Consider the following 25,481-nt stretch of genomic DNA (forward strand, 5'->3'; position numbering starts at 1 on the left):
CCTGCATTCAGGCCGGATTTCGTTTTACTTCGTTTCCTCGCAGTCCAGCACTGTATTCACAATCATCTGATAACCGGTGCAGCGACAAAGATTTCCCGCCAGGCCGCGACGAATTTCCGTAATAGTTAATGGTTTCTCGCGTGGTTTTGCCAGCATTGCCGTGGTGGCCATAATCAACCCGGGCGTACAAAAGCCACACTGTACCGCGCCTGATTTCGCATAAGCCTGTTGTACATGAGAAAGTTTGCCGCCTTTTGCTTCGCCTTCCAGTGTGCGGATCTCTTTTCCTTCAGCCCAGGTGGCAAGGTATAAGCAGCTATCTATCGCGGTGCCATCAACCAGCACAGTACACGCGCCGCATTCTCCAACGCAGCATCCTTGTTTGACGCTAAGTAATCCTTGCTCACGTAGCAGTTCTGAAAGCGGCATACCCGGCGCGGCGCGGAGCTGAAAAGGCATTCCGTTAATGACGCATTCAATGGTAATTGTTTCGCTGTGGTTCATTGCAGTTTTCCCCCTGCCGCAGCGACGGCTTCGCTAATGACTTTTTTGGTCATCGTCTGGATAAGATGCAGACGAAACTCTTTACTCGCACGCCATGAGGAACGCGGGGCGACGTCTTGCAGGACAGACTCGCTGATGGCTTCCAGCGTTTGCAGGTTCAAGGGCGCGTTTTGTGCAGCCTGTTCAGCATGTTGGCAGCGAATCGGCGTTGGAGCGGCAACACCAAATGCCAGGCGTAATTCACTGAAACTTCCATTATCCAGCCGACAATGCGCGGCGCAGCCAATCGTTGAAATATCCATCGCGTCGCGCATGGCATATTTAAAATGCGCGCTACCAGCATGTTCTTTCGGTTGCGGCGGAAAATGAAAGGCGACAAGGATTTCGTCATGCTCAAGAGATACTTTGCCCGGCCCGGTGTGAAAGCCATTTATCGGGACAAAACGAACTCCTCGCGGTGAGTGGATCTCCAGCTTCGCCTCATAAATCAGCGTTGGCGTGGCGGAATCTGCGCTGGTGGCACCGTTGCAAATATTTCCACCGTAGGTAGCGACATTACGGATCTGTGGCCCGGCAATTGACGAAGCCGCAGCACATAACGCCGGAAGATGACGCTGGGTTAACGGATCTTCAATGAGCTGAGTAAATGTCGTCGCGGAGCCGATTCGCAGCGCGCCGTCTTCCTCCAGCGTAATCCCCCGAAGCTCCGCCAGATTGTGGATATCAACAATATGGCGATAACGGTCATTGTGATGGTGGAGCTGAATCAGTACGTCAGTGCCACCGGCGAGCAGTTTTGCCTGCGGATTGTGGGTCAGCAGGCTGATGGCATCGGCAATGGTGGTCGCGCGATGGTAAGAAGCAAAATCAAACATGATGTTATCCTCAAATCAATCCTGCCAGATGGAACTCTTCGTATAACCGTTTTGGCGTCAGCGGCAGTGTATTGATTGCAACACCGGTAGCCATCTTCACCGCGTTACGAATAGCTGCGGCAACAGGAATGATCGGAGGCTCACCCAGTGACTTATGTCCGTATGCGGATTGCGGTTCATTGATTTCGACGAACGCGCTTTCCAGTTGTGGCAGATCTGGCATGGTCGGCATTTTGTAATCCAGCAGATTTGGGTTACGTACCACACCGCTTTTCGCGTCGATGATCATCTCTTCAAATAGCGCCCAGCCAATGCCCATTCCCATCCCGCCGTGTACCTGGCCTTCTGCCAGCAGCGGATTAAGAATATGCCCCGAATCATGAACATTGAGGATGCGGTTGATAGTGACTTTGCACAGCGCGATATCGACCGTCAGATCAACAAAGGTACAGCCAAACGCTGGTGGGTTCGTGGTGGTTTTGATGGAGCTTTCTGCAGAAAGCTGTCCGCCACGCTCGGGATGATAAAACGCATCCATTGCCAGATCTTTTAATGACAACAATGGCTCTTCCGGTCTTTCAACCAGCACGATATGGCCTTTTATCAAGGTTAGATTCATCGCTGACTGATGTAGCATGACTGCGGCGTGAGCGATGATTTTCTCTTTCAACAGCAACGCCGCACTGCGCAACGCTGGCGCGGCAACATAGCTCTGCCGTGACGCAAACGCACCGGGGTCGAAGGGGGTAACGTCGGTGTCTTGTGTCGAAATTACGCGGACATCGCTGACCGGGACACCCACGGTTTCCGCCACCATTTGCGAGAACACGGTGTCGGCACCCTGACCGATTTCCGTCGCACCGCTTTGTACGTTGATGGTTCCATCCTGATTCATCAACAGGCGTGCGCCAGCGATTTCTACACCAACAGGCCAGGTGTTAGAGGTGTAGCTAAAACAGGCAACGCCAACGCCTCGCCGTAAATTGCCTTGCTGGTTCTGGCACTCTGCACGGCGTTTTTCCCATTCAAAGATTTCTCGTCCTTTTTCCAGACACTCTGGTAATCCGGCGCTGTAAATACGCTTGCCCGTGAGTGGATTTGCATCGCCTTCACGAGCGGCATTACGTAAACGAATTTCTACTGGGTCTAGTTCCAGCGCAGTAGCGGCGTCATCCAGCATGGATTCGACAGCAAAAACGACTTGCGGTGCACCATAACCGCGCATCGCGCCAGCCGAGGGCAGATTGGTATAGCAGGTCTTTGAACTGTAAGCGTAAGCACAACGAGGATAAAGGTAAGCGACTTTATTACCGCCTGCGGAAGCGATGGAGTGACCGTGAGAGGCGTAAGCGCCGGTGTTGGACAGAACATCCAGACTATAACCTTTCAACGTACCATCACGGTTCACGCCCATTTGCCCATCAATGGTAAAGGCGTGGCGGGTTCGGGTTGCGAGAAAACACTCTTCACGGCTAAGGGAAACTTTCACCGGAATACCACCGAGCTTGCTGGTCAGGAATGCCGCCATGGGCTCTTCCAGCACATCCTGTTTATTACCAAAACCGCCACCGACAAACGGTTTGATGACTCGCACACATGACCAGGGAATATCCAGCGCCTGACCGACAACACGGCGAACAATGTGCGGGATCTGCGTACTGGAGACGATGGTAATTCGCGAGTCATCCTCCATCCATGCCAGAGAGGTCACACTTTCCATATGGCAATGCTGAATGACCGGTGTCTGATAATGCCCCTCGATCTGGTAATCTGCCGCATCGATTGTTTGCTGGACATTGCCTGTCGACATCATGCTTTGTTTAAGTAAATTGCCGCCGTTATGGATTGGTGCTGCGTCTTCTGCCAGTGCCGCTTCTGGCGTGGTGATAACGGGTAATTCTTGCCACTCGATGCTGACTAGTTGCGCCGCTTTTTCTGCCGTGAGCTCATCGCGGGCTACGACGATGGCAACAGCATCACCATGATGACGAACATGGCGGGTTAACAGTGCGCGATCGGCGGTATCGCGTTTATTTTCGTCAAGCGTCCATGCATGTCCTGCCGTCGCGAATGGGATATCCGGTACATCTTCCCAGGTAAAAATCGCCAGTACGCCCGGCAGGCTTCTGGCTTTTTCATCGTTAATATTTACGGCATAACCATGTGCGATAGGGCTACGTACATATTTTGCGTAACACATGCCTGCCATAACATAATCATCTGTATATCGTGCCCGCCCGGTAACCTTAGCAATGGCATCTACGCGCATACATGATTCACCTGTAGCGGTTGCTTCCCGCGCTTCCATAGAAATCCCCTTGATTTGAACATTTGGTTCTTATGGCAATGATTTAGTCTTTGCAGGCAAGAATTACGCCAGAAACGACTATAAACATGGTGGGAGGTGGGAAGTGTGATGTTGTTAATAAAACGCCAGGGATGATGCGTTTTTATCAGCAAAGAAAGAGAGGGCAGTGTATCAATATGAGTGTGATAAAAATCATTGTGATAAATGAATATTAGGCGACATTCAGGGGGCTCTCTTTTTCGTTATGACGATGTGCAAATGGGGGATCGCTATCCTAATGGATTCATTCACAATTCTTGATTTGTACATCCATTTTCCGAGCAATGGATTGGGTATCTGACAGGTGGCTGCTATGATATAGCGTCTTGTTTTTTGAGCGAGGAAAGATTTTGAGCGCAGGACGCCCGAATAAAAAAACGCTGGGTATCGTGATGCTGTTATCGGCAGGGCTGCTTCTGGCGGGCTGTTCTGGTAGCAAATCATCAGACACAGGAACGTATTCCGGCTCCGTTTACACCGTGAAACGGGGGGATACGCTTTATCGTATTTCACGCACCACGGGAACAAGCGTAAAAGAACTTGCCCGGCTTAACGGCATTTCTCCACCCTATACCATCGAAGTTGGTCAAAAGTTGAAGCTTGGTGGGGCAAAAAGTAACCGCAGCTCGAGAAAAAATACAGCCAAATCAACGACGAAAACAGCGTCAGTCACTCCACCGCCAGTGGTTCCGAAATCTTCATGGCCACCCGTCGGACAACGCTGCTGGATATGGCCAGCGAGTGGAAAAGTTATCATGCCTTACTCAATGGCGGATGGCGGCAATAAAGGGATTGATATTGCTGCAGCGCGCGGGACACCAATATATGCAGCTGGCGCCGGCAAGGTTGTGTATGTCGGTAACCAATTACGTGGCTACGGTAATCTCATCATGATTAAACACAGTGAAGATTACATCACTGCCTACGCTCATAACGACACGATGCTGGTAAACAATGGGCAAAATGTTAAGGCTGGGCAAAAGATAGCGACGATGGGCAGTACGGATGCTGAATCCGTGCGGTTACATTTCCAGATTCGTTACCGTGCTACGGCGATTGATCCTTTGCGCTACTTGCCGCCACAGGGCAGCAAACCAAAGTGCTGATGGTGAATTAATCAGCAGTCAGTAGCAAGGCACTTGCTAAGAAGAGCGTAAGGTTTATAATGCCTTACGCATCTCAAAGCGGGCGTAGTTCAATGGTAGAACGAGAGCTTCCCAAGCTCTATACGAGGGTTCGATTCCCTTCGCCCGCTCCAGTTTTTATATCCTCATTTATTTTTCTTTTTTATCGAAACGTTCCATTCTTTTAATGTACTCACATCAGGTATGGCTGAATCAAATAACAACAATCAAAAATAAGTAGAACTTGAGTGCTCCTCGACATCGGCAGTCATAAACGAGTTTGCATTCGTTATACCAGTCGAGGATTATCACGACTCAAGCTACTGCATATTGACTGTTAAAATCGATACTATTGTTCGTTTTTGTCAATTGCTTTAACTTTTGGATGTTATTAATAATAACCAAATGACATTCGTTCTCTGTTCCTTGATAAACGTGTGTACATTTTTTATTCTGCGTTGCAGAAATATATGCATTAATGCATTTTTTTATTACTACAGCTTTATGTATATTAGGCTCAAGTAACAGTGCTTGATCTATACAAGCAATTGCATCATCAATTCTATCGTTATATATATTTACCAGTGATCGATAATAGTATAAGGCGGCGATATCTAATATTTGTGTCTGCGCATGTTCAAAAAAAATACGTGATGTCGTTGCTTGTCCGGAAAGGCCGGTTATCAATCCCATGATCCCTAAAATCTTTCCATCACAAATAGTTTTATCTGACACCTTATCTATAAATGCTAATGCTTTTTGAGTTGCATCTTTATGCTCGTTCATACCATGAAGAGCCAGGGATATATAGCATTCAGCCAACAGGCAATGACACTCATTTATTAGAGACGGAATATTGTATTTTTTTTTCAGGTGTTCAAATATTGTTATTGCTTTGACAATACTTTCAGGTGTGAACTCATTCAGTGCGTTTTTTCCGTTAGACATTTCTTTTGATAAAATATTGTCATTAAAAGAATCGCGTTGACTGATCATTTCCTGCGCGGCTTTAGGTTTCTTCATAGCCAGATTCAAGTTACTGATTATAAATTGTGATACTTTTTGTATATCATCCGCTTGCAGATGTGTGCTGGCAACAAGATAAAAGCTTTTTGCATCGATCACCTCTACATATAAGCTATTTGATGCTCCATGTTGGCTAATTCTTCCAGTTATAAAATAATCTGGTTTGAATCTGGCCAGAAAAGCTGTTTGAGATTTATTATCTATACAATACTGGGTTGCCGCCAGTGGGTATATGTAAAGGTCATCATCTTTTTGGTTTGAAATAAGTTGTACAAGATCCTGATTTAGTTTTAATGGATCATGATGACTGTGGGATGTTATAAATGGAAATAAAGCAACAGCACTACCTGCTTTATTATTTTGGTTCCCTTTTATCTTGAAAACTTGCCCACTGAATCGATACCCTTTTCTGTATATGGTTTCTATACAGCGAGTATAGCCGATGCGTTCAAAAATACATCTTAATGAATATATACACCGTGTAAGGGATTCGTCACTTACAATTACATTTTTCCACACGGACTCGATGATCATATCTTTTGATACAACGTTGCCAGATGATTCAAGCAATACAAATAATACGCCAAGCTCTTTCGGAGGTATGTAAGACTGCTCATTCCCTTTTGTAAGAATACCATCTTCTGTAAGTATTATTCCATCAGAAAAATGATATGAAAACTTAATTTCTAAATCCATTAGCTAACCCCTGTAAAATTTATGGTTATTTGCGTCCTGAATGAGTAATAAATATAACTAATATTCATATATGTTTTATTAAACTGTATATGATTTTGTATATATAAAATTCCATGACTGTTTGAATTAATTTATCCAGGATTGTTTCGAATGTAACCTGAAATATCCTTAATTAATGCTTTTTAATCATGTTTATACATAACTTGTTGAAAGACAACAATAAACTTACACGTCTTTCATTCCTTAACTGAGTGCTGATTTTGATTTAAGATAAGAGAAAATACCCAAGTGATAGCTATGTATCGAGTTCGAACCTTGTTTGTGAACGTTATAGTAACAATAGCTTTCTCTGCAGTTTATTATATATAAAATATATATTTTTTGGTTTTTACACAATCATGTATATCACTTCTACAATGGAGTATTCTCGATGAGGATATTTCTTCAAATTAATACCGGCAATGTATTAATTTGAAGAGTGAGCATTATACTGAGAGAAGGGGGATGCATTGCTAATATTTTTAGAGAGTGGAAGGTTGCTGTATAGATGGCATAGTTATAAAATTATAGAAATATTACATGTGTTATTTTTATTTCAATCGTATCAGGGGTTATCTTGCACAATACATGATGGCTCTGTTACTAATGTTAAAAAGAAAACCGCGATTACCTTGTGTTTGTATATTATAGCTTATCATTTTTCCTGAAAAGACATAGAAGTCAGGAAGAAGTAGTGCCAGTTTATCATCCTCAACTTGATCAATAATATCGAATTTATTTATTTTATTGGAGGTGAGATGCAAGGTGTTATAATTTTCAGTCCATGTGTATTCAATATCACGTCGAATTGCTTTATAAGCCTTTGTATTTTGTTTCCATGTGCCGCTCAGTGCAACTATACCTGTCTTTTTGTTTTGGTTATACATAAAGTCAAGGGTGAGATTGGCTTGTCCATGGTCATTAAAAATAACCCAGTTAGCTGTACGTTTTTCATTGTATGCGATTTTCTCTTTAGAATAATTATAGGTAATAAAAAACACAAATCCACTAATAAAACATAAAATAAGTATCAGGCTTTTTTTATAACGAGTCACGATTAACCCCACGATAAGACAAAGTTAAACAGCCTGTAACTTCGTTATTTCTATAGCTTTTTTTGCAGGCCATAACAATCAAACCCGGAAACGACCTGGCAAGGGGGAAATATAACCATGGATATTTTTTGCAGTCAATTCCTGTCTCTAATATATGGTTTTTATATTTATCGAAATCTTTCAGACCATCGATGCTATCTTCTATAACATTAAAATGACAACCATTTATTTCTGCAACAGTCCGGTAATCTCTAAAGAATGGTTTGGGTTGGTTATTATTCCATAGTAAAAATGCGGTAAGCAAACCCACACCAAATGCACTTAACATTGGTAAATAAAATTTAGAGCGCGAGAGTATGTTCCTGACATGATTATCTGGAGCAGCATTTATCTCTTTAACCTCATCTGTAACGTTCAAATTGAGGGGAGAGTTATGCTTTTGAACATCTATTGAAGAGGGTAGGGTATGATTTTCTATGTTGATATCGTTATTGAGCTTGAACCCTTTTCTCGGCACGGTTGCAATAAGCGAATGAGTCGTATCACCAACCGCGCGAAACCCACGCCTGATAATCGATATGTTTTGGTATAACGTGTTGACCGGTACACGCATACCTTCTTCTTCCCAGACTCTGGAGAAAAAGTCCTGCTGGGCGACCACATCTGGAAAAGCTTCGAGTAGCAACGATAAACACCTGCTTGCGGGCGTTGTCAGAACAACGTTCAACTCGGCGTCATGTACCGAAATTAATTTCTTGTGTTCCGGCCAGAACTCAATATTATTGTTAATAATCCAGTACATAGGTCAATAAAACACAGCATTAAGAAAATTGAAATGAGATAGTTTGGTAAGTATATTAGTATTTACCTAATAAATATATATTAATTTTATATTCACTACGACAATTATAATTGCAATATATTAATGCAACTTAAAACACCATGTGTATTAACATATTTAACGCTTATAACGTCTACTTCCCGGACTTTTTCGCTCATGAATTTTTGAAATGGCACACAAAATTCACATAATTAAACTAAAAATTAACAAGCGGAATTGGAAGCTCATCTTATAAAACACGGGCATCATTATAAATGCCCGTATATACAATTATTATTGTCGATAGTTACGTTTCAATGCTGAACTGAGTTCGAACGTATAAATAATTCGTTTATTTTACCACCCATCCTTTTTTCAATTCTTTGCTTGTAGGCGTAGATGCTGCGGATATCCATGTCGAGAGTGTCTGCAATTTGATATGGATTATAGCCAGATACCATATGCCCCATTATGGTGAACTCCATTTGAGTCAATGTATTGCCTCTGGTAAATGACAGGTAACGACCAATAAACAGCTGCCTGATCTTCTCGTTAGCAACATCCAGTCCATCATCATTATATATAATAGCTGATATTGCGGGATTGTGTTTTCTCCAGTAATTAGCAAGAGATTGCATATTCCTGTCGCTTATCAACACAATTCCCATTTCCGTACTTGCAAGATACTCAATCCAGTCTTTATCCAGAAAAAGACGTAAAAAACTTACTGAAAAATCTACAAAAATATATCCACTTAATCGAGCATTGTGATTTTTACTTAATATGCCTTCAACCACACCACGATTAAAATACGAACTATCTTCGGGCCACATACAAAAACAGGCGTTTGCACAATACTGCAAGCGCGGTGACTTTTCTGGCATTATTTGGCAATGCATTGAGCAACTATTGCATGTAAGACTTTTATATCTACTACAAAGTCTCATGTTAATAACCTCCCTATTCATAGATAATCGCATAATTTCATTGGTTATTGATGATGTCAATACGCTCTGATTTAATAAGCTTTTAATGGGGATTTGCGTTTAATCTGTATTTGATATTATTCTCAATAAGATATTTAAGAATACATCATTAAGTTTTAAATATGGCTGGATTTCACTCGGTTAACCATGTTGGGCTTATTGCAAATCAGATAAGTGCCTAACGCATTAGGAATATCTATACTGCAAATTGTTTTCGAATAACCAGACGATATCGTGTAAATCTAAGTGATGCATCTTAAATAGTCTTATTTAAGATGTTCAGATTTTTACTGAGGATAACAGCTTGATATTGTTTGTTTATGCTATAGATGGTCAGGAGGGTGATTAATGGTGGAGAGGCATTGTAAGAACTGGAATGGTTCAAAATAAGGACTATTTTGAACCATTCACATCAGCGATTAACTAAAGAACATTACCGATACGCACAGGATACCCACGATCAACGTAATTAGATTTCCGATGGAACGCCAGGGTTTAAGGGCAGGAATGAGATACGTAGACAGTGTTGGCATGATAAAAAGAATCATGGCAATGAGCGGACCACTGATCGCGTAAATCATCGAAATTGCGTTAGGGTTGATGCAGCAGACGATGAAAGTAATCAGCGATACCAACATAATTGACAGCGCGCGGTTAAATGCTCGGCTTTTTTTAACTCCCGCCTGCTGTAACGTGGTTTTGACTAATTCCGTCGCACCTTCAATAACGCCAAAGTAGGTGCCTAAAAATGATTTAGACATGGCAACTACCGCGACAATAATCCCGGAAATTGACAACCACGCAGGGGCATTTGGCAGCATAGATAGTGCCGATAAAATGGTGACGCCTTCCTCTTTTGCCGCCTCAATATATGAAGGTGGAATTGATAACAGGCAGCTAAAGACGAAGAACAGCACGCTCACGCAGATGATGAGATAAGCGACCTTCATAATTTTTTTGCATTTATCCATAGCGTGTTCGCCGTATTTTTCTCGTCTGTCGATAGCAAACGTAGAAATAATCGGAGTATGGCTAAAGGCGAAAACCATCACGGGAATCGATATCCATATCTGGTGAAGGGTATTCTGATTGAACTCTACCTGGGTTGTTAATAAAGAAGGCTGCCAGCTACCGACCAGGTAGATGGAAAGAAATAAGAAGTAGGCAATCAGCGGGAAAACCAAAAATCCCATTACCCGAATTGTGGCGTGACGCCCCATCAGAAAAATAAGATTCAGGATTAACACAACGCCAAGACTCACCAGCATACGGATGCGTAGATCAATGACCATATGCTTCGCCAGCTGTTCAGTGAGTGAGTTGGTGATTGCCACTGCGTATATCAACACCACGACAAAAAAGGCAATGAAGTACAGAGTGGTAATCAGATTACCGATCTTCTTGCCATAGTAGTGAGTTACCGCGCCAGTGATCCCTTCGCCTGCCGATGTTTTTGAAGAAAGGATGAACTGGCATAAGGCTTTATGTGGCCAATATGTTAAAGGCCAGGCGACCAGTGCAGTAATAAACAGAACCACCGCTCCTGCTGAACCTAATTGAATAGGAAGGAAGAGCGTGCCTGCGCCAACGGCTGTGCCGTAGAGTGCGAAGCTCCAGAGAGTTTCTTCTTTTGACCAAATTTTAGACATTATTTGAACGTATCATCTACAAATTAAACAAAATGGAGGGCAATTTACCATAAACCAGGCCAGTCATGGGAGATTAACGCTATATCAACCTCTGGATTGGTGTGTTAGTAGATGCAAACCTTGCGTGCCAGTCAGATATCATCCTCCCTTCTTACGGTAAATTTCCTTTGTGATAAAAATCACTTTTTTTAAACATTTTTGATAATTGAAATTAACAATCATTTACTATTGCGCTGTTAATTGGTGCGAGGTTGTGATGAAAGATGTTGTGATTGTCGGTGCGTTACGGACACCTATTGGCTGCTTTCGTGGAGCGTTGGCTGGTCATTCTGCGGTGGAACTAGGCAGCCTGGTCGTGAAAGCATTATTAGAGCGCACCGGCGTTGCTGCACATGCGGTGGATGAAGTGATTCTTGGACAGGTTCTTACTGCCGGGGCAGGGCAGAATCCAGCACGGCAATCGGCCATTAAAGGTGGTCTTCCCAACAGCGTTTCGGCAATTACCATTAATGATGTTTGTGGTTCCGGGCTAAAAGCTCTGCATCTTGCTACTCAGGCGATTCAGTGTGGTGAGGCTGATATTGTTATTGCCGGTGGTCAGGAAAATATGAGTCGTGCGCCACATGTTTTGACTGATAGCCGCACCGGAGCACAGCTTGGCGATAGCCAATTGGTTGATAGCCTGGTGCATGATGGCTTGTGGGATGCATTCAATGATTACCATATTGGTGTCACTGCCGAAAATCTGGCGCGCGAATATGGTATCAGTCGTCAATTACAAGATGCCTACGCACTTAGCTCACAACAGAAAGCGCGGGCGGCCATTGATGCCGGACGATTCAAAGATGAGATCGTCCCGGTCAGAACGCAAAGCAATGGGCAGTTACTGATTGTTGATACCGATGAGCAGCCGCGTACCGATGCCAGTGCCGAAGGGCTGGCTAGTTTAAATCCGTCCTTTGATAGTCACGGTTCTGTTACCGCAGGAAATGCCTCATCCATCAATGATGGCGCGGCTGCGGTAATGATGATGAGCGAAGCCAAAGCACATGCGTTGAATTTACCCGTACTGGCACGTATTCGCGCCTTTGCCAGCGTTGGTGTTGATCCTGCGCTGATGGGCATTGCTCCTGTGTATGCGACTCGCCGTTGCCTGGAGCGTGTAGGCTGGCAGTTGGCTGATGTCGATCTTATTGAGGCTAATGAAGCATTTGCCGCGCAGGCGCTTTCTGTTGGCAAGATGCTTGAATGGGATGAACGCCGGGTCAATGTCAATGGCGGCGCGATTGCATTGGGTCATCCGATTGGCGCCTCTGGCTGTCGCATTTTGGTTTCTTTGGTTCATGAAATGGTGAAACGCAACGCTCGTAAAGGATTGGCTACACTCTGTATTGGTGGTGGTCAGGGCGTGGCATTAACTATTGAGCGTGACGATTAGATCTGTATTTCTTCCTTATCTGTTAAACCTCTACCGCCATCAAGCTGCTTTATAATGATGGCTGGCACGTCTATGCATGTCCCATATAGAACCTGACTTTTTCCTTTCCCCTGCTTATTCGTGATCGATACTACACTTTTTACAATCGTCATCTTAAAAATGAAACAATGTTTTATTTTTAATTGAAAAGAGCACATCACGGGCTTATCATCCTTCAATAGAAAAACGAAACGATGTTTCATAATCGTTCTGGTTTCACACTTCAATGATTATCGGAGGTTGATGTGGACGTAAGACAAAGCATCCATAGCGCGCACGCGAAAACACTGGATACCCAAGGGCTGCGCAATGAATTTTTGGTTGAAAAGGTATTCGTCGCGGATGAGTACACCATGGTTTACAGCCACATTGACCGTATTATTGTTGGCGGCATTATGCCGGTAACTAAAACGGTTTCCGTTGGCGGGGAGGTTGGTAAGCAACTGGGCGTAAGCTACTTCCTTGAACGTCGCGAGCTAGGGGTTATCAATATTGGCGGAACCGGTACGATTACCGTCGATGGTCAATGCTATGAAATCGGTCACCGCGACGCCCTCTATGTTGGTAAAGGTGCAAAAGAAGTTGTTTTTGCCAGCATTGATAGTGCCACTCCGGCGAAGTTTTATTACAACTGCGCACCTGCTCACACGACGTATCCCACGAAAAAAGTCACGCCATCTGAAGTGTCTCCGGTTACGCTGGGCGATAATCTCACCAGTAACCGCCGCACGATTAACAAATACTTTGTGCCGGATGTGCTGGAAACCTGCCAGTTGAGTATGGGGCTGACAGAACTGGCACCGGGAAACCTGTGGAATACCATGCCGTGCCACACCCACGAGCGCCGGATGGAAGTTTACTTCTATTTCAACATGGACGATGACGCCTGCGTTTTCCACATGATGGGGCAGCCGCAAGAAACGCGTCACATTGTGATGCATAACGAACAGGCGGTGATTTCCCCAAGCTGGTCTATCCATTCAGGTGTAGGAACCCGGGCTTATACCTTTATCTGGGGCATGGTCGGTGAAAACCAGGTCTTTGATGATATGGACCACGTTGCCATTAAAGATCTGCGCTAGTCGCGGATATAAATTAATAAGGTATTATCATGATTTTAAATGCATTTTCTCTTGAAGGTAAAGTTGCAGTTGTCACCGGTTGTGACACTGGGCTGGGGCAGGGAATGGCGTTGGGTCTGGCGCAAGCGGGCTGTGACATTGTGGGTATCAACATTGTTGAGCCAACTGAGACCATTGAACAGGTCACTGCGCTGGGGCGCCGTTTTTTAAGTCTGACCGCCGATCTGCGTAAGATTGATGGTATTCCAGCACTGCTGGATCGTGCGGTGGCTGAATTTGGGCATATTGACATCCTGGTGAACAACGCCGGATTAATTCGCCGCGAAGATGCTCTCGATTTCAGCGAAAAAGACTGGGACGATGTGATGAATCTGAACATCAAAAGCGTGTTCTTCATGTCCCAGGCGGCGGCGAAGCACTTTATCGCGCAGGGTAATGGCGGCAAGATTATTAATATCGCGTCAATGCTTTCATTCCAGGGCGGGATCCGTGTGCCCTCATATACCGCATCAAAAAGCGGCGTGATGGGTGTGACGCGCCTGATGGCGAACGAATGGGCAAAACACAACATCAACGTTAATGCGATTGCTCCGGGTTATATGGCGACCAACAATACTCAGCAACTGCGGGCTGATGAACAGCGTAGTGCGGAAATTTTGGATCGCATTCCTGCGGGGCGTTGGGGGTTGCCGAGCGATCTGATGGGGCCGGTGGTGTTTCTGGCATCCAGTGCTTCTGACTATGTTAATGGCTACACCATTGCCGTGGATGGCGGCTGGTTAGCACGTTAATTCATCTTGCTTACATTTATGACCCTGTCACATTGGCAGGGTTTTTTATTTCTGATAATCAACATAATCCATATCATGGCTATTAAATAATCCATATTAATTATCAATTGATGAGTTTTGTTAGTTTTAACTGCTTTAAAATTAGTTGCTTAATTATAATGTCATTAATTTTACTTAATTTTAAAAGTGTAATGTCCATCACATAACTGCATGTGGCAGCAATTTAATCCATATTTATGCTATTTCCGACCTGACACCTGAGTTAATTGTTCACGTATTTTTTCACTATGTCTTACTCTGTGCTGGCAGGAAAAAATGGTTACTATCAATACGGAATCTGCTTTAACGCCGCGCCCTCTGCGTGATACGCGGCGTATGAATATGTTTGTTTCGGTAGCTGCTGCGGTCGCGGGATTGTTATTCGGTCTTGATATCGGGGTTATCGCAGGTGCATTACCATTTATCACCGATCACTTTGTGCTGACCAGTCGTTTGCAGGAATGGGTGGTCAGTAGCATGATGCTTGGCGCAGCAATCGGTGCGCTGTTTAACGGCTGGCTGTCGTTCCGTTTGGGACGTAAATACAGCCTGATGGCTGGTGCTGTACTGTTCGTATTGGGCTCAATAGGATCAGCGTTTGCCACCAGTGTCGAAATGTTAATCGCGGCCCGTGTGGTTCTGGGGATTGCGGTGGGGATTGCCTCTTACACTGCGCCACTGTATCTCTCTGAAATGGCGAGTGAAAACGTGCGTGGCAAGATGATCAGTATGTACCAGTTAATGGTCACGCTTGGCATCGTTCTGGCGTTTTTATCCGACACGGCATTCAGCTATAGCGGTAACTGGCGTGCGATGTTAGGTGTTCTTGCCTTACCGGCAGTTCTGTTGATTATTCTGGTGGTATTTCTGCCGAATAGCCCGCGCTGGCTGGCGGAAAAGGGGCGTCATATTGAGGCGGAAGAAGTGCTGCGTATGCTGCGCGATACGTCGGAAAAAGCGCGAGAAGAACTCAATGAAATTCGTGAAAGCCTGAAATTAAAACAGGGCGGTTGGGCGCTGTTTAAGATCAACCGTAATGTCCGTCGAGCAGTGTTCCTCGGTATGTTGTTGCAGGCGATGCAGCAGTTTACTGGTATGAACATCATCATGTACTACGCGCCGCGCATCTTCAAAATGGCGGGCTTTACGACCACAGAGCAACAGATGATTGCGACTCTGGTGGTGGGGCTGACATTTATGTTCGCCACCTTTATTGCTGTCTTTACGGTAGATAAAGCGGGGCGTAAACCGGCACTGAAAATTGGTTTTAGCGTGATGGCGCTGGGCACGTTGGTGTTGGGCTATTGCCTGATGCAGTTTGATAACGGTACGGCTTCCAGTGGTTTGTCCTGGCTCTCTGTTGGCATGACGATGATGTGTATTGCCGGTTATGCGATGAGCGCCGCGCCAGTGGTGTGGATCCTGTGCTCCGAAATTCAGCCGCTGAAATGCCGCGATTTTGGTATTACCTGTTCGACCACTACGAACTGGGTGTCGAACATGATTATCGGCGCGACCTTCCTGACTCTGCTCGATAGCATCGGTGCGGCAGGTACGTTCTGGCTCTACACTGCGCTGAACATTGCGTTTGTTGGCATCACCTTCTGGCTTATTCCGGAAACCAAGAATGTCACGCTGGAACATATCGAACGTAGACTGATGGCTGGTGAGAAATTGAGAAATATCGGTGTCTGATTTCACAGGCCGGATGTGCTGTACATCCGGCCTTTTTTTCGCTAATAGAGATCTGGCACCAGGCCGTTGAGGCGTTTGTTTCGTTCCTTAATCAGCTCTGTTGCGGTAACTCACATCAGGAGAGAGGAATGAAAACAATTGGTTTGCTGGGAGGAATGAGCTGGGAATCCACCATTCCTTACTATCGCCTGATAAATGAAGGCATTAAACAGCGACTTGGCGGGCTTCACTCTGCGCAAGTGCTGCTACACAGCGTCGATTTTCATGAAATAGAAGAGTGCCAACGTCGCGGTGAGTGGGACAAAACAGGAGAGATTCTTGCCAGTGCGGCGCTTGGATTACAGCGGGCAGGAGCAGAAGGCATTGTGTTATGTACCAATACGATGCACAAAGTAGCAGATGTCATCGAGTCTCGTTGCTCACTGCCTTTCTTACATATTGCGGATGCCACCGGGCGTGCCATCACCCGTGTTGGAATGACGCGCGTGGCGCTGCTGGGAACGCGCTACACCATGGAACAGGATTTTTATCGTGGACGGCTGGCAGAGCAATTTTCTATCGATTGTCTGGTGCCTGAAGCGGATGAGCGGGCGAAAATTAATCAGATTATTTTTGAAGAGCTGTGTCTGGGGCAATTTACCGAAACGTCACGCGCTTATTATGCGCAAGTCATTACTCGTCTCGCAGAACAGGGGGCGCAGGGCGTCATTTTTGGCTGTACTGAAATTGGTTTACTGGTGCCAGAAGAGCGCAGTGTCCTGCCCGTGTTCGATACCACCGCTCTTCATGCCGAGGATGCCGTCGCTTTTATGCTGTCGTAATTCGCTACAAAATAGCGTTAAGTGAGGCAACCAGATTCGGTAAACCTGCCTGTAAGTGCTCACTAAATGCCTGCACCAGTGCTGATGACGGACGGTGCAGGGGGCGAATCAGGCTAACGGTGAACGGAACTGCAATACTAAATCGCCGCACCACTAAACCGCTTGCCGCATAATCCAGTGCGGTGAGCGGGTTAACCACGGAAACTCCCGCCCCCGCCCGTACCATCGCGCAGACTGACGCGGCGCTATGGGTTTCCACAATCATGCGGCGTTTAACCTGATGTTCATTAAATAGTTGATCCAACAACTGGCGATAGCTATCAGTACGGGAAAGGCTGATGTAATTCTCACCCTGAAAATCTTCCGGCGTTAATACCTCTTTTGCCGCCAGCGAATGCCCCTGTGGTAAAACACAGACTTCATCTAAAGACAGTAATTCAGTACGTTCCGTACCCGCAGGCGTATGCAGCGTCTCGGTGAGGCCTAAATCATGGCGCTGGGCTGAGAGCCACTCTTCAAGTAGCGGCGATTCCTGCGGCACAATGTTTAAGCTGACTTCAGGATAGCGGGCCAGAAACGGTTGCATCAGTGGCGGCAAAAAAGACTGCGAAAAGACCGGCAAGCAGGCAATAGACAGTTCGCCCTGGCGAAATTCGCGCAAACTTTCTGCGGCACTGACAATGCGATCCAGGCCGTACCAGGATCGCTGCACCTCTTCAAACAACCGCAGCCCTTGCACGGTAGGATGTAATCGTCCGCGTACGCGCTCAAACAATTTCATCCCAATCACTTTTTCAAAGCGCGCCAGTTCGCGGCTGACGGTGGGTTGTGAAGTATGTAGCAGTTGTGCTGCTTCAGTCAGGCTTCCGGCGGTCATTACCGCATGAAAAATTTCAATATGACGTAAGTTAACGGCGGCCATCTGCTTAATCTCATTCTCCGGTAATCCATATCATTTTTGCATAGACCTGGCATAAATCGATATTTTTTATTCTTTTTATGATGTGGCGTAATCATAAAAAAGCACTTATTCGGAGTTTGTTATGCCACATTCACTGTTCAGCACCGATACCGATCTCACCGCCGAAAATCTGCTGCGCTTGCCCGCAGAATTTGGCTGCCCGGTTTGGGTCTATGATGCACAAATTATTCGTCGGCAGATTGCGGCTCTGAAGCAGTTTGATGTGGTGCGCTTCGCACAGAAAGCCTGTTCCAATATTCATATTTTGCGCTTAATGCGAGAGCAGGGCGTGAAAGTAGATTCCGTCTCGTTGGGCGAAATCGAGCGCGCGCTGGCGGCGGGTTACAATCCACAAACGCATCCCGATGACATCGTCTTTACCGCTGATGTTATCGACCAGGCGACGCTCGAGCGTGTCAGTGAATTGCAAATTCCGGTGAATGCGGGTTCTGTCGATATGCTCGACCAACTAGGCCAGGTTTCGCCAGGGCATCGGGTATGGCTGCGCGTTAACCCGGGGTTTGGTCATGGGCATAGCCAAAAAACCAATACCGGCGGCGAAAACAGCAAGCACGGTATCTGGTATACCGATCTTTCCGCCGCACTGGAAGTGATACAGCGGCATCAATTGCAGCTGGTCGGCATTCACATGCACATTGGTTCCGGTGTTGACTATGCACATCTGGAACAGGTGTGTGGTGCGATGGTGCGGCAGGTTATCGACTTTGGTCAGGATTTACAGGCGATTTCTGCTGGCGGTGGGCTTTCTGTGCCTTATCAGCAGGGAGAAGAAGCGGTTGATACCGAACATTATTATGGCCTGTGGAATGCGGCACGTGAGCAGATTGCTCATCATCTGGGTCACCCTGTGAAACTGGAAATTGAACCGGGTCGCTTCCTGGTGGCGCAGTCTGGTGTGTTGATTACCCAGGTGCGAAGCGTCAAACAGATGGGGTGCCGCCACTTTGTGCTGGTTGACGCCGGATTTAACGATCTGATGCGCCCGGCAATGTACGGCAGTTACCATCACATTAGCGCACTGGCGGCTGATGGTCATTCCCTTGAGCACGCGCCAACGGTGGAAACCGTTGTCGCCGGGCCGCTATGTGAATCGGGGGATGTTTTTACCCAGCAGGAGGGGGGGAATGTCGAAACCCGTGCTTTGCCGGAAGTGAAGGCGGGGGATTATCTGGTACTGCATGATACTGGCGCATATGGTGCGTCAATGTCATCAAACTACAATAGTCGCCCACTGCTGCCAGAAGTTCTGTTTGATAATGGTCAGGCGCGGTTGATTCGCCGTCGCCAGACCATTGAAGAATTACTGGCGCTTGAGTTGCTTTAATCGCGGCTAGTTGCTGGAGGCGTTATGACTTGCCTCCAGTGACGGTGTTGAAACTGAATGGCGACGTACCAGCGTTGGACTAAAGACGTTGGTAATTTCAGGAAGCGGGTGATTGTTCGCCAGTGCCAAAGCCAGTTCGGCAGCCTGAGTCGCCATCGTTACAATTGGATAGCGTACTGTCGTCAAACGCGGACGAACATAGCGCGATACCAGCACATCATCAAAGCCAATCAATGAAATCTCACCCGGTACATCAATACCATTATCATTGAGTACACCCATCGCGCCCGCCGCCATTGAGTCGTTATAACAGGCCACGGCAGTGAAATTTCGCCCCCTTCCCAGCAGTTCAGTCATTGCCTGTTCGCCGCCGCTTTCATCCGGTTCGCCAAAAGTTACCAGCCGATCATTGGCCGGAATACCGCTTTCGGCAAGGGCATCGTAATAACCCTGCAGACGATCTTCGGCGTCAGAAATAGAGTGGTTAGAGCAGAGATAACCAATGCGAGTATGGCCTTGTTGAATCAAATGACGCGTCGCCAGCCAGGCGCCATAACGATCGTCCAGTGCGATGCAACGATTCTCAAACCCCGGAAGGATCCGGTTGATCAGCACCATGCCGGGCATTTGTTTCATCAATGCTGTCAAATCGGCATCGGGAATCATTTTGGCATGAACGACCAGCGCGGCGCAGCGATGGCGGATCAACTGCTCAATGGCCTGACGTTCTTTTTGCTCGTTGTGGTAACCATTACCAATCAATAAAAAATTACCCGTGTGATAAGCCACCTGTTCAACCGCTTTCACCATTGCGCCGAAAAAAGGATCGGAGACATCACCAACAATCAACCCAACGGTTTCGGTGGCCTGTTGTGCCAGCGCCCGGGCGTTGGCGTTCGGGTGATAGCTAAGAGACTCCATTGCACTATGTACAGCCAGCCGGGAAGCTTCGCTGGCTTTGGGAGAATTATTAATGACGCGGGAAACTGTGGCGACTGAAACGCCTGCCAGTCGGGCTACATCCTTTATGGTCGCCATGAAAATACCTTTGTGGGTAAACGCTTACATTCTGTCAGTGTTACGGAAAACGTCCGTTGGTTCAAGGGGCGTGGTACTTTCAGCGCGGGGATTGTGAGCGAAACGCAAATAAGTAAGACAAAAAAAGAGATTGCAAACCTTTGGTTACACTTTGCGAAACGCTGTTGCGATTGACCGCTGGTGGCGTTTGGCTTCAGATTGATAAAGTGGTGATCCCAGAGGTATTGATAGGTGAAGTCAACTTCGGGTTGATCACATGAATTACACCAACCTGCGCAGATGCGCAGGTTTTTTTTGTCTGTCATCAATCTGTAACAGTAACCGATAATTTACACACCTGGTTGCATTTCCCTTCACTCCTTTGCGTTTTCTCGCTGGCGAACAGTCTGTGTGCAGACCACAATCAAGATCCCAGAGGTATTGATTGGTGAGATTATTCGGTACGCTCTTCGTACCCTGTCTCTTGCACCAGCCTGCGCGGATGCGCAGGTTTTTTTTCGCCCCCATTTTACTGTCGCTCGTGTTCTCCTTCTGGTGTAATCTCGCACCATTCGCTTTTACTGAAGATTGAGCAAAGGGAGTTGGAATGCTTTTTAGCTTTTTTCGTAATTTGTGCCGTGTCCTGTACCGTGTTCGCGTGACAGGCGACACCAAGGCACTGAAGGGCGAGCGTGTTCTTATCACGCCCAATCACGTCTCATTTATTGATGGCATATTGCTGGCGCTGTTTTTACCCGTTCGCCCTGTTTTTGCCGTTTACACCTCTATCAGCCAGCAGTGGTATATGCGTTGGCTGAAATCATTTATCGACTTCGTTCCTCTCGACCCGACGCAACCCATGGCAATTAAACATTTGGTACGTCTGGTTGAACAGGGGCGACCGGTGGTTATTTTCCCTGAAGGACGAATTACGACAACCGGCTCGCTGATGAAAATCTACGATGGCGCGGGTTTTGTCGCTGCGAAGTCAGGTGCGACAGTCATTCCAGTGCGTATTGAAGGGGCGGAACTTACACACTTCAGCCGCCTGAAAGGTCTGGTTAAACGTCGCTTGTTCCCGCAAATTCATCTGCATATTTTGCCACCAACGCAAGTGCAGATGCCGGATGCGCCGCGTGCCCGTGACCGTCGCAAAATCGCTGGCGAAATGCTGCATCAAATTATGATGGAAGCGCGTATGGCTGTGCGCCCGCGTGAAACGCTGTACGAATCCTTTTTGAGTGCAATGTACCGCTTCGGTGCGGGTAAAAAGTGTGTCGAAGATGTCAATTTTACCCCTGATACCTATCGCAAATTACTTACCAAAACGCTGTTTGTTGGTCGCATCCTCGAAAAATACAGTGTTGAAGGAGAGCGCATTGGCTTAATGCTGCCCAATGCGGGCATCAGTGCGGCAGTGATTTTCGGGGCTATCGCTCGTCGTCGTATTCCGGCCATGATGAACTACACTGCCGGGGTAAAAGGGCTGACCAGCGCCATTACGGCGGCTGAAATAAAAACCATCTTCACTTCCCGTCAGTTTCTCGATAAAGGCAAACTCTGGCATCTGCCGGAACAGCTTACTCAGGTGCGTTGGATTTATCTGGAAGATTTAAAAGCGGACGTCACCACTGCCGACAAAGTGTGGATCTTCGCGCATTTGCTGGTGCCGCGCCTGGCACAGGTAAAACAGCAGCCAGAAGAAGAGGCGCTGATCCTCTTTACCTCCGGTTCTGAGGGCCATCCGAAAGGCGTGGTCCATAGCCATAAAAGTATTCTGGCGAACGTCGAGCAGATTAAAACTATTGCCGACTTCACCACCAATGACCGCTTTATGTCGGCATTGCCACTGTTCCACTCTTTTGGTCTGACTGTTGGCCTGTTTACGCCACTGCTGACGGGGGCGGAAGTGTTCCTTTATCCAAGTCCGCTGCACTACCGCATTGTGCCGGAACTGGTGTACGACCGCAGTTGTACCGTGCTTTTTGGCACCTCGACCTTCCTCGGTCACTACGCGCGCTTTGCCAACCCGTATGACTTCTATCGTCTACGCTATGTGGTGGCAGGTGCGGAGAAATTGCAAGAAAGCACCAAACAGCTTTGGCAGGATAAATTTGGCCTGCGCATTCTTGAAGGTTACGGTGTGACGGAATGTGCACCGGTGGTGTCCATCAACGTACCGATGGCGGCGAAACCAGGTACGGTAGGGCGTATTTTGCCTGGTATGGATGCTCGACTGCTGGCGGTTCCGGGTATCGAAGACGGTGGTCGCCTGCAACTAAAAGGGCCGAACATTATGAACGGCTACCTGCGCGTGGAGAAACCGGGCGTGCTGGAAGTGCCCACCGCCGAGAATGTTCGCGGCGAGATGGAGCGCGGCTGGTATGACACGGGCGATATCGTGCGTTTCGACGAACAGGGCTTTGTGCAGATTCAGGGGCGCGCGAAACGCTTTGCCAAAATTGCAGGCGAAATGGTGTCGCTGGAAATGGTGGAACAACTGGCACTTGGTGTTTCGCCAGATAAAGTCCATGCCACTGCGATTAAGAGTGATGCCAGCAAAGGTGAGGCGCTGGTGCTTTTCACCACAGATAACGAACTGACGCGCGATAAGTTGCAACAGTATGCCCGCGAGCACGGCGTGCCGGAACTTGCCGTACCGCGCGACATTCGCTATCTGAAACAGATGCCATTACTGGGCAGCGGTAAACCTGACTTTGTCACGTTGAAAAGCTGGGTAGACGAAGCGGAACAACATGATGAGTGAGTCAGTGCACACTAACACTTCGCTGTGGTCGAAGGGGATGAAAGCAGTTATCGTCGCGCAGTTTCTTTCTGCGTTTGGTGATAACGCGCTGCTGTTTGCTACTCTGGCGTTACTGAAAGCGCAGTTCTATCCGGAGTGGAGCCAGCCCATCCTGCAAATGGTGTTTGTAGGTGCTTACATTCTTTTTGCGCCGTTTGTCGGGCAGGTGGCGGATAGCTTCGCTAAAGGCCGGGTGATGATGTTTGCCAACGGCCTGAAGCTGCTGGGCGCAGCCAGTATCTGCTTTGGTATCAATCCGTTTCTCGGCTATACGCTGGTGGGAATTGGCGCGGCAGCGTATTCACCGGCGAAATACGGGATTCTTGGTGAATTAACCACGGGTAGTAAGTTAGTGAAAGCTAACGGTTTAATGGAAGCCTCCACCATTGCGGCGATTTTGCTCGGTTCCGTAGCCGGTGGTGTACTGGCAGACTGGCATATTCTGGTCGCCCTGGCGGCATGTGCGCTGGCCTACGGCGGGGCGGTCGTCGCCAATATCTATATTCCAAAACTGGCGGCGGCGCGTCCGGGGCAGTCGTGGAATCTCATCAACATGACCCGCAGTTTCCTGAATGCCTGCACCTCGCTATGGCGCAATGGTGAAACGCGTTTTTCGCTGGTAGGCACCAGTTTGTTCTGGGGAGCGGGCGTCACGCTGCGTTTCCTGCTGGTGCTATGGGTGCCGGTGGCGCTGGGCATTACCGATAACGCTACGCCGACCTATCTCAACGCCATGGTGGCGATTGGCATCGTGGTTGGCGCAGGTGCGGCAGCGAAGCTGGTCACGCTGGAAACCGTTTCACGCTGTATGCCTGCCGGGATTTTGATTGGCGTGGTAGTGCTGATTTTCTCCCTGCAACATGAGCTGCTGCCAGCCTATGCCTTGCTGATGCTGATTGGCGTGCTGGGCGGCTTTTTTGTCGTTCCGCTCAATGCGTTGTTACAGGAGCGGGGTAAAAAAAGCGTCGGGGCGGGGAATGCGATTGCAGTACAGAACCTGGGCGAAAACAGTGCTATGTTGCTGATGTTGGGGATTTATTCACTGGCGGTCATGGTAGGCATCCCGGTCGTGCCCATTGGCATTGGCTTCGGTACGCTGTTTGCGCTGGCAATAACGGCGCTGTGGGTCTGGCAACGCCGTCATTAATATTTAACGCCGGTTTTAACCGGCGTTAATCCTTAAGGTGCCGGATAAGTATAAACCTGATGCACCGCTTCAATTTCAGCCAATACGTCTTCGCTTAACTCCAGATGCAAACTTTCGATGTTGGTTTTCAACTGTTCCATCGTCGTTGCGCCCAGCAGCGTGCTGGCAACAAACGGTTGGCGGCGTACAAAAGCGAGCGCTATCTGAGCAGGATCCAGGCCATGACGTCTGGCAATATCAACATACGCCGCGACGGCTTTTTGCGTTTGTTCACCACTATAACGGGTGAACCGACTAAAGAGCGTATTACGCGCACCAGCCGGTTTTGCACCATTGAGATATTTACCGGTCAGCGTGCCGAAACCCAGGCACGAATAGGCCAGCAACTCGACGCCTTCATACTGGCTGACTTCCGCCAGACCCACTTCAAAGCTGCGGTTTAACAGACTATAGGGATTCTGAATAGTGACGATGCGCGGCAGATCGTGTTTGTCCGCCAGATGTAGATAACGCATTACGCCAAATGCGGTTTCATTCGACACGCCGATATAACGAATTTTCCCTGCGCGTTGGTATTCTGCCAGTGCATCCAGCGTATCCAGCAGCGAAACCGCAGGCGCGGAATCCGTCCAACTATAACCGAGTTTGCCGAAGCAGTTGGTCGGGCGCTGCGGCCAGTGTACCTGATAAAGATCGAGGTAATCAGTCTGTAGGCGCTTGAGGCTGTCATGCAGAGCTTCGCGGATATTCTTCCTGTCCAGCGCCTGATCCGGGCGAATTCCCTTGTCATTATTGCGCGACGGTCCGCTCACTTTGGAGGCGATAATTAACTTTTCGCGGTTGCCATGTTTTGCCAGCCAGTTACCGACATAGGTTTCAGTCAATCCCTGCGTTTCGGGGCGCGGCGGTACAGGGTACATCTCGGCAACGTCAATAAGATTAATGCCCTGAGCGACGGCATAGTCGAGTTGTGCGTGGGCGTCGGCTTCGCTGTTCTGTTCACCAAACGTCATCGTGCCAAGCCCCAGCGTGCTGACTTCCAGCGAGCTGTGGGGTATACGGTGATATTGCATAGCCGTTTCCTTTTTATAATCACGACATAAGGAATATAAAAATGGCAGAGGGAAGGGAAAAGGGAAAGCGAAAAATCTTAAGGTCAGCCGGATGCTGACCTTATTT

Annotated in this window: 20 protein-coding genes and 1 tRNA gene; 10 read left to right on the top strand and 11 right to left on the bottom strand. The window is 47.4% G+C overall.

What is annotated here, in order from left to right; translation table 11 throughout:
- Window positions 1-24: 24 nt before the first annotated feature.
- The 3 genes from xdhC to xdhA are packed head-to-tail and all read right to left on the bottom strand — an operon-like array spanning window position 25 to window position 3,687.
- Window positions 25-504 carry a xanthine dehydrogenase iron sulfur-binding subunit XdhC gene (gene xdhC / locus LG381_RS08835; RefSeq protein ID WP_001016617.1) on the bottom strand — a complete coding sequence of 160 codons (480 nt, stop codon included), beginning with the start codon at window positions 502-504 and terminating at the stop codon, window positions 25-27.
- Complete coding sequence (xdhB, locus tag LG381_RS08840; RefSeq protein WP_225762298.1) at window positions 501-1,379, bottom strand: xanthine dehydrogenase FAD-binding subunit XdhB; 879 nt, start codon at window positions 1,377-1,379, stop codon at window positions 501-503. The genes xdhC and xdhB overlap by 4 nt, the downstream gene beginning before the upstream one ends.
- Before the next feature lie 10 nt (window positions 1,380-1,389).
- Window positions 1,390-3,687, bottom strand: coding sequence for a xanthine dehydrogenase molybdenum-binding subunit XdhA (xdhA, locus tag LG381_RS08845; RefSeq protein ID WP_000388092.1), 2,298 nt, complete (start codon window positions 3,685-3,687; stop codon window positions 1,390-1,392).
- Between the two features lie 389 nt (window positions 3,688-4,076).
- On the opposite strand from xdhA, the gene actS reads away from it, so the two are divergent.
- Window positions 4,077-4,832: an amidase activator ActS gene (gene actS, locus LG381_RS08850; RefSeq protein ID WP_010347985.1), complete on the top strand. Its 756-nt coding sequence runs from the start codon at window positions 4,077-4,079 to the stop codon at window positions 4,830-4,832.
- 78 nt (window positions 4,833-4,910) lie between these two features.
- A tRNA-Gly gene (locus LG381_RS08855) sits at window positions 4,911-4,984 on the top strand.
- A gap of 181 nt (window positions 4,985-5,165) precedes the next feature.
- On the opposite strand, the gene LG381_RS08860 is transcribed toward LG381_RS08855, so the two are convergent.
- From LG381_RS08860 to LG381_RS08880, 5 genes are all read right to left on the bottom strand, one after another.
- Window positions 5,166-6,572 (bottom strand): winged helix-turn-helix domain-containing protein, encoded by a 1,407-nt coding sequence (locus tag LG381_RS08860; protein ID WP_000362639.1) that lies wholly within the window; start codon window positions 6,570-6,572, stop codon window positions 5,166-5,168.
- A 611-nt stretch (window positions 6,573-7,183) separates the two neighbouring features.
- Window positions 7,184-7,666: a hypothetical protein gene (locus tag LG381_RS08865; protein WP_225762299.1), complete on the bottom strand. Its 483-nt coding sequence runs from the start codon at window positions 7,664-7,666 to the stop codon at window positions 7,184-7,186.
- Entirely contained in the window at window positions 7,653-8,468 is an 816-nt protein-coding gene (locus tag LG381_RS08870) for a transcriptional regulator (RefSeq protein WP_225762300.1), read from the bottom strand. Before LG381_RS08870 ends, LG381_RS08865 begins: the two co-directional genes overlap by 14 nt.
- Before the next feature lie 332 nt (window positions 8,469-8,800).
- Entirely contained in the window at window positions 8,801-9,433 is a 633-nt protein-coding gene (locus LG381_RS08875) for a helix-turn-helix transcriptional regulator (RefSeq protein ID WP_010354900.1), read from the bottom strand.
- A 458-nt stretch (window positions 9,434-9,891) separates the two neighbouring features.
- Complete coding sequence (locus LG381_RS08880) at window positions 9,892-11,121, bottom strand: amino acid permease (RefSeq protein WP_000036849.1); 1,230 nt, start codon at window positions 11,119-11,121, stop codon at window positions 9,892-9,894.
- Between the two features lie 256 nt (window positions 11,122-11,377).
- On the opposite strand from LG381_RS08880, the gene LG381_RS08885 reads away from it, so the two are divergent.
- The 5 genes from LG381_RS08885 to LG381_RS08905 all read left to right on the top strand — a co-directional run bounded on the left by LG381_RS08885 (window position 11,378) and on the right by LG381_RS08905 (window position 17,026).
- Window positions 11,378-12,559, top strand: a complete 1,182-nt coding sequence (locus tag LG381_RS08885; RefSeq protein WP_000656049.1) for an acetyl-CoA C-acetyltransferase — start codon at window positions 11,378-11,380, stop codon at window positions 12,557-12,559.
- A 284-nt stretch (window positions 12,560-12,843) separates the two neighbouring features.
- Complete coding sequence (kduI, locus tag LG381_RS08890) at window positions 12,844-13,680, top strand: 5-dehydro-4-deoxy-D-glucuronate isomerase (protein ID WP_000383255.1); 837 nt, start codon at window positions 12,844-12,846, stop codon at window positions 13,678-13,680.
- Window positions 13,681-13,709: 29 nt separating this feature from the next.
- Window positions 13,710-14,471 (top strand): 2-dehydro-3-deoxy-D-gluconate 5-dehydrogenase KduD, encoded by a 762-nt coding sequence (gene kduD, locus LG381_RS08895; protein ID WP_000602499.1) that lies wholly within the window; start codon window positions 13,710-13,712, stop codon window positions 14,469-14,471.
- Window positions 14,472-14,786: 315 nt separating this feature from the next.
- Window positions 14,787-16,205, top strand: coding sequence for an arabinose-proton symporter AraE (gene araE / locus LG381_RS08900; RefSeq protein WP_000256430.1), 1,419 nt, complete (start codon window positions 14,787-14,789; stop codon window positions 16,203-16,205).
- A 128-nt stretch (window positions 16,206-16,333) separates the two neighbouring features.
- A complete protein-coding gene (locus LG381_RS08905) occupies window positions 16,334-17,026 on the top strand; it encodes an aspartate/glutamate racemase (protein ID WP_000848678.1) in 693 nt (230 codons plus the stop codon).
- A 4-nt stretch (window positions 17,027-17,030) separates the two neighbouring features.
- Here LG381_RS08905 and lysR read toward each other — a convergent pair whose 3' ends face one another.
- Window positions 17,031-17,948 (bottom strand): DNA-binding transcriptional regulator LysR, encoded by a 918-nt coding sequence (gene lysR / locus LG381_RS08910; protein WP_000741845.1) that lies wholly within the window; start codon window positions 17,946-17,948, stop codon window positions 17,031-17,033.
- A 121-nt stretch (window positions 17,949-18,069) separates the two neighbouring features.
- Here lysR and lysA point away from each other — a divergent pair, with 121 nt between their 5' ends.
- Window positions 18,070-19,332 carry a diaminopimelate decarboxylase gene (gene lysA, locus LG381_RS08915; protein ID WP_222680424.1) on the top strand — a complete coding sequence of 421 codons (1,263 nt, stop codon included), beginning with the start codon at window positions 18,070-18,072 and terminating at the stop codon, window positions 19,330-19,332.
- Window positions 19,333-19,338: 6 nt separating this feature from the next.
- On the opposite strand, the gene galR is transcribed toward lysA, so the two are convergent.
- Window positions 19,339-20,370 carry an HTH-type transcriptional regulator GalR gene (galR, locus tag LG381_RS08920; protein WP_000201036.1) on the bottom strand — a complete coding sequence of 344 codons (1,032 nt, stop codon included), beginning with the start codon at window positions 20,368-20,370 and terminating at the stop codon, window positions 19,339-19,341.
- Window positions 20,371-20,956: 586 nt separating this feature from the next.
- Here galR and aas point away from each other — a divergent pair.
- Together aas and lplT are read left to right on the top strand one after the other, a co-directional pair.
- The gene (gene aas / locus LG381_RS08925) at window positions 20,957-23,116 is read left to right on the top strand and encodes a bifunctional acyl-ACP--phospholipid O-acyltransferase/long-chain-fatty-acid--ACP ligase (RefSeq protein ID WP_225762301.1); all 2,160 of its coding nucleotides are present in this window, start codon (window positions 20,957-20,959) and stop codon (window positions 23,114-23,116) included.
- Entirely contained in the window at window positions 23,109-24,302 is a 1,194-nt protein-coding gene (gene lplT, locus LG381_RS08930; RefSeq protein WP_225762976.1) for a lysophospholipid transporter LplT, read from the top strand. The genes aas and lplT overlap by 8 nt, the downstream gene beginning before the upstream one ends.
- Before the next feature lie 32 nt (window positions 24,303-24,334).
- Here the strand turns inward: lplT and LG381_RS08935 are convergent, their stop codons facing one another.
- Window positions 24,335-25,375 carry an NADP(H)-dependent aldo-keto reductase gene (locus tag LG381_RS08935; RefSeq protein WP_225762302.1) on the bottom strand — a complete coding sequence of 347 codons (1,041 nt, stop codon included), beginning with the start codon at window positions 25,373-25,375 and terminating at the stop codon, window positions 24,335-24,337.
- Window positions 25,376-25,481 lie beyond the last annotated feature (106 nt).

Origin of the sequence: Escherichia sp. Marseille-Q3837 (assembly GCF_916618735.1) — a bacterium.
Taxonomy (GTDB): domain Bacteria; phylum Pseudomonadota; class Gammaproteobacteria; order Enterobacterales; family Enterobacteriaceae; genus Escherichia; species Escherichia ruysiae.

Excerpts from the sequence above, each read along its gene's own strand:
- LG381_RS08860 (WP_000362639.1), bottom strand. The coding sequence starts at position 6,572 with ATGGATTTAGAAATTAAGTTTTCATATCATTTTTCTGATGGAATAATA.
- xdhA (WP_000388092.1), bottom strand. The coding sequence starts at position 3,687 with ATGGAAGCGCGGGAAGCAACCGCTACAGGTGAATCATGTATGCGCGTA.
- galR (WP_000201036.1), bottom strand. The coding sequence starts at position 20,370 with ATGGCGACCATAAAGGATGTAGCCCGACTGGCAGGCGTTTCAGTCGCC.
- LG381_RS08870 (WP_225762300.1), bottom strand. The coding sequence starts at position 8,468 with ATGTACTGGATTATTAACAATAATATTGAGTTCTGGCCGGAACACAAG.
- araE (WP_000256430.1), top strand. The coding sequence starts at position 14,787 with ATGGTTACTATCAATACGGAATCTGCTTTAACGCCGCGCCCTCTGCGT.
- lplT (WP_225762976.1), top strand. The coding sequence starts at position 23,109 with ATGAGTGAGTCAGTGCACACTAACACTTCGCTGTGGTCGAAGGGGATG.
- lysR (WP_000741845.1), bottom strand. The coding sequence starts at position 17,948 with ATGGCCGCCGTTAACTTACGTCATATTGAAATTTTTCATGCGGTAATG.
- LG381_RS08905 (WP_000848678.1), top strand. The coding sequence starts at position 16,334 with ATGAAAACAATTGGTTTGCTGGGAGGAATGAGCTGGGAATCCACCATT.
- lysA (WP_222680424.1), top strand. The coding sequence starts at position 18,070 with ATGCCACATTCACTGTTCAGCACCGATACCGATCTCACCGCCGAAAAT.
- LG381_RS08885 (WP_000656049.1), top strand. The coding sequence starts at position 11,378 with ATGAAAGATGTTGTGATTGTCGGTGCGTTACGGACACCTATTGGCTGC.
- LG381_RS08935 (WP_225762302.1), bottom strand. The coding sequence starts at position 25,375 with ATGCAATATCACCGTATACCCCACAGCTCGCTGGAAGTCAGCACGCTG.
- xdhB (WP_225762298.1), bottom strand. The coding sequence starts at position 1,379 with ATGTTTGATTTTGCTTCTTACCATCGCGCGACCACCATTGCCGATGCC.
- LG381_RS08880 (WP_000036849.1), bottom strand. The coding sequence starts at position 11,121 with ATGTCTAAAATTTGGTCAAAAGAAGAAACTCTCTGGAGCTTCGCACTC.
- LG381_RS08875 (WP_010354900.1), bottom strand. The coding sequence starts at position 9,433 with ATGAGACTTTGTAGTAGATATAAAAGTCTTACATGCAATAGTTGCTCA.
- kduD (WP_000602499.1), top strand. The coding sequence starts at position 13,710 with ATGATTTTAAATGCATTTTCTCTTGAAGGTAAAGTTGCAGTTGTCACC.
- xdhC (WP_001016617.1), bottom strand. The coding sequence starts at position 504 with ATGAACCACAGCGAAACAATTACCATTGAATGCGTCATTAACGGAATG.
- aas (WP_225762301.1), top strand. The coding sequence starts at position 20,957 with ATGCTTTTTAGCTTTTTTCGTAATTTGTGCCGTGTCCTGTACCGTGTT.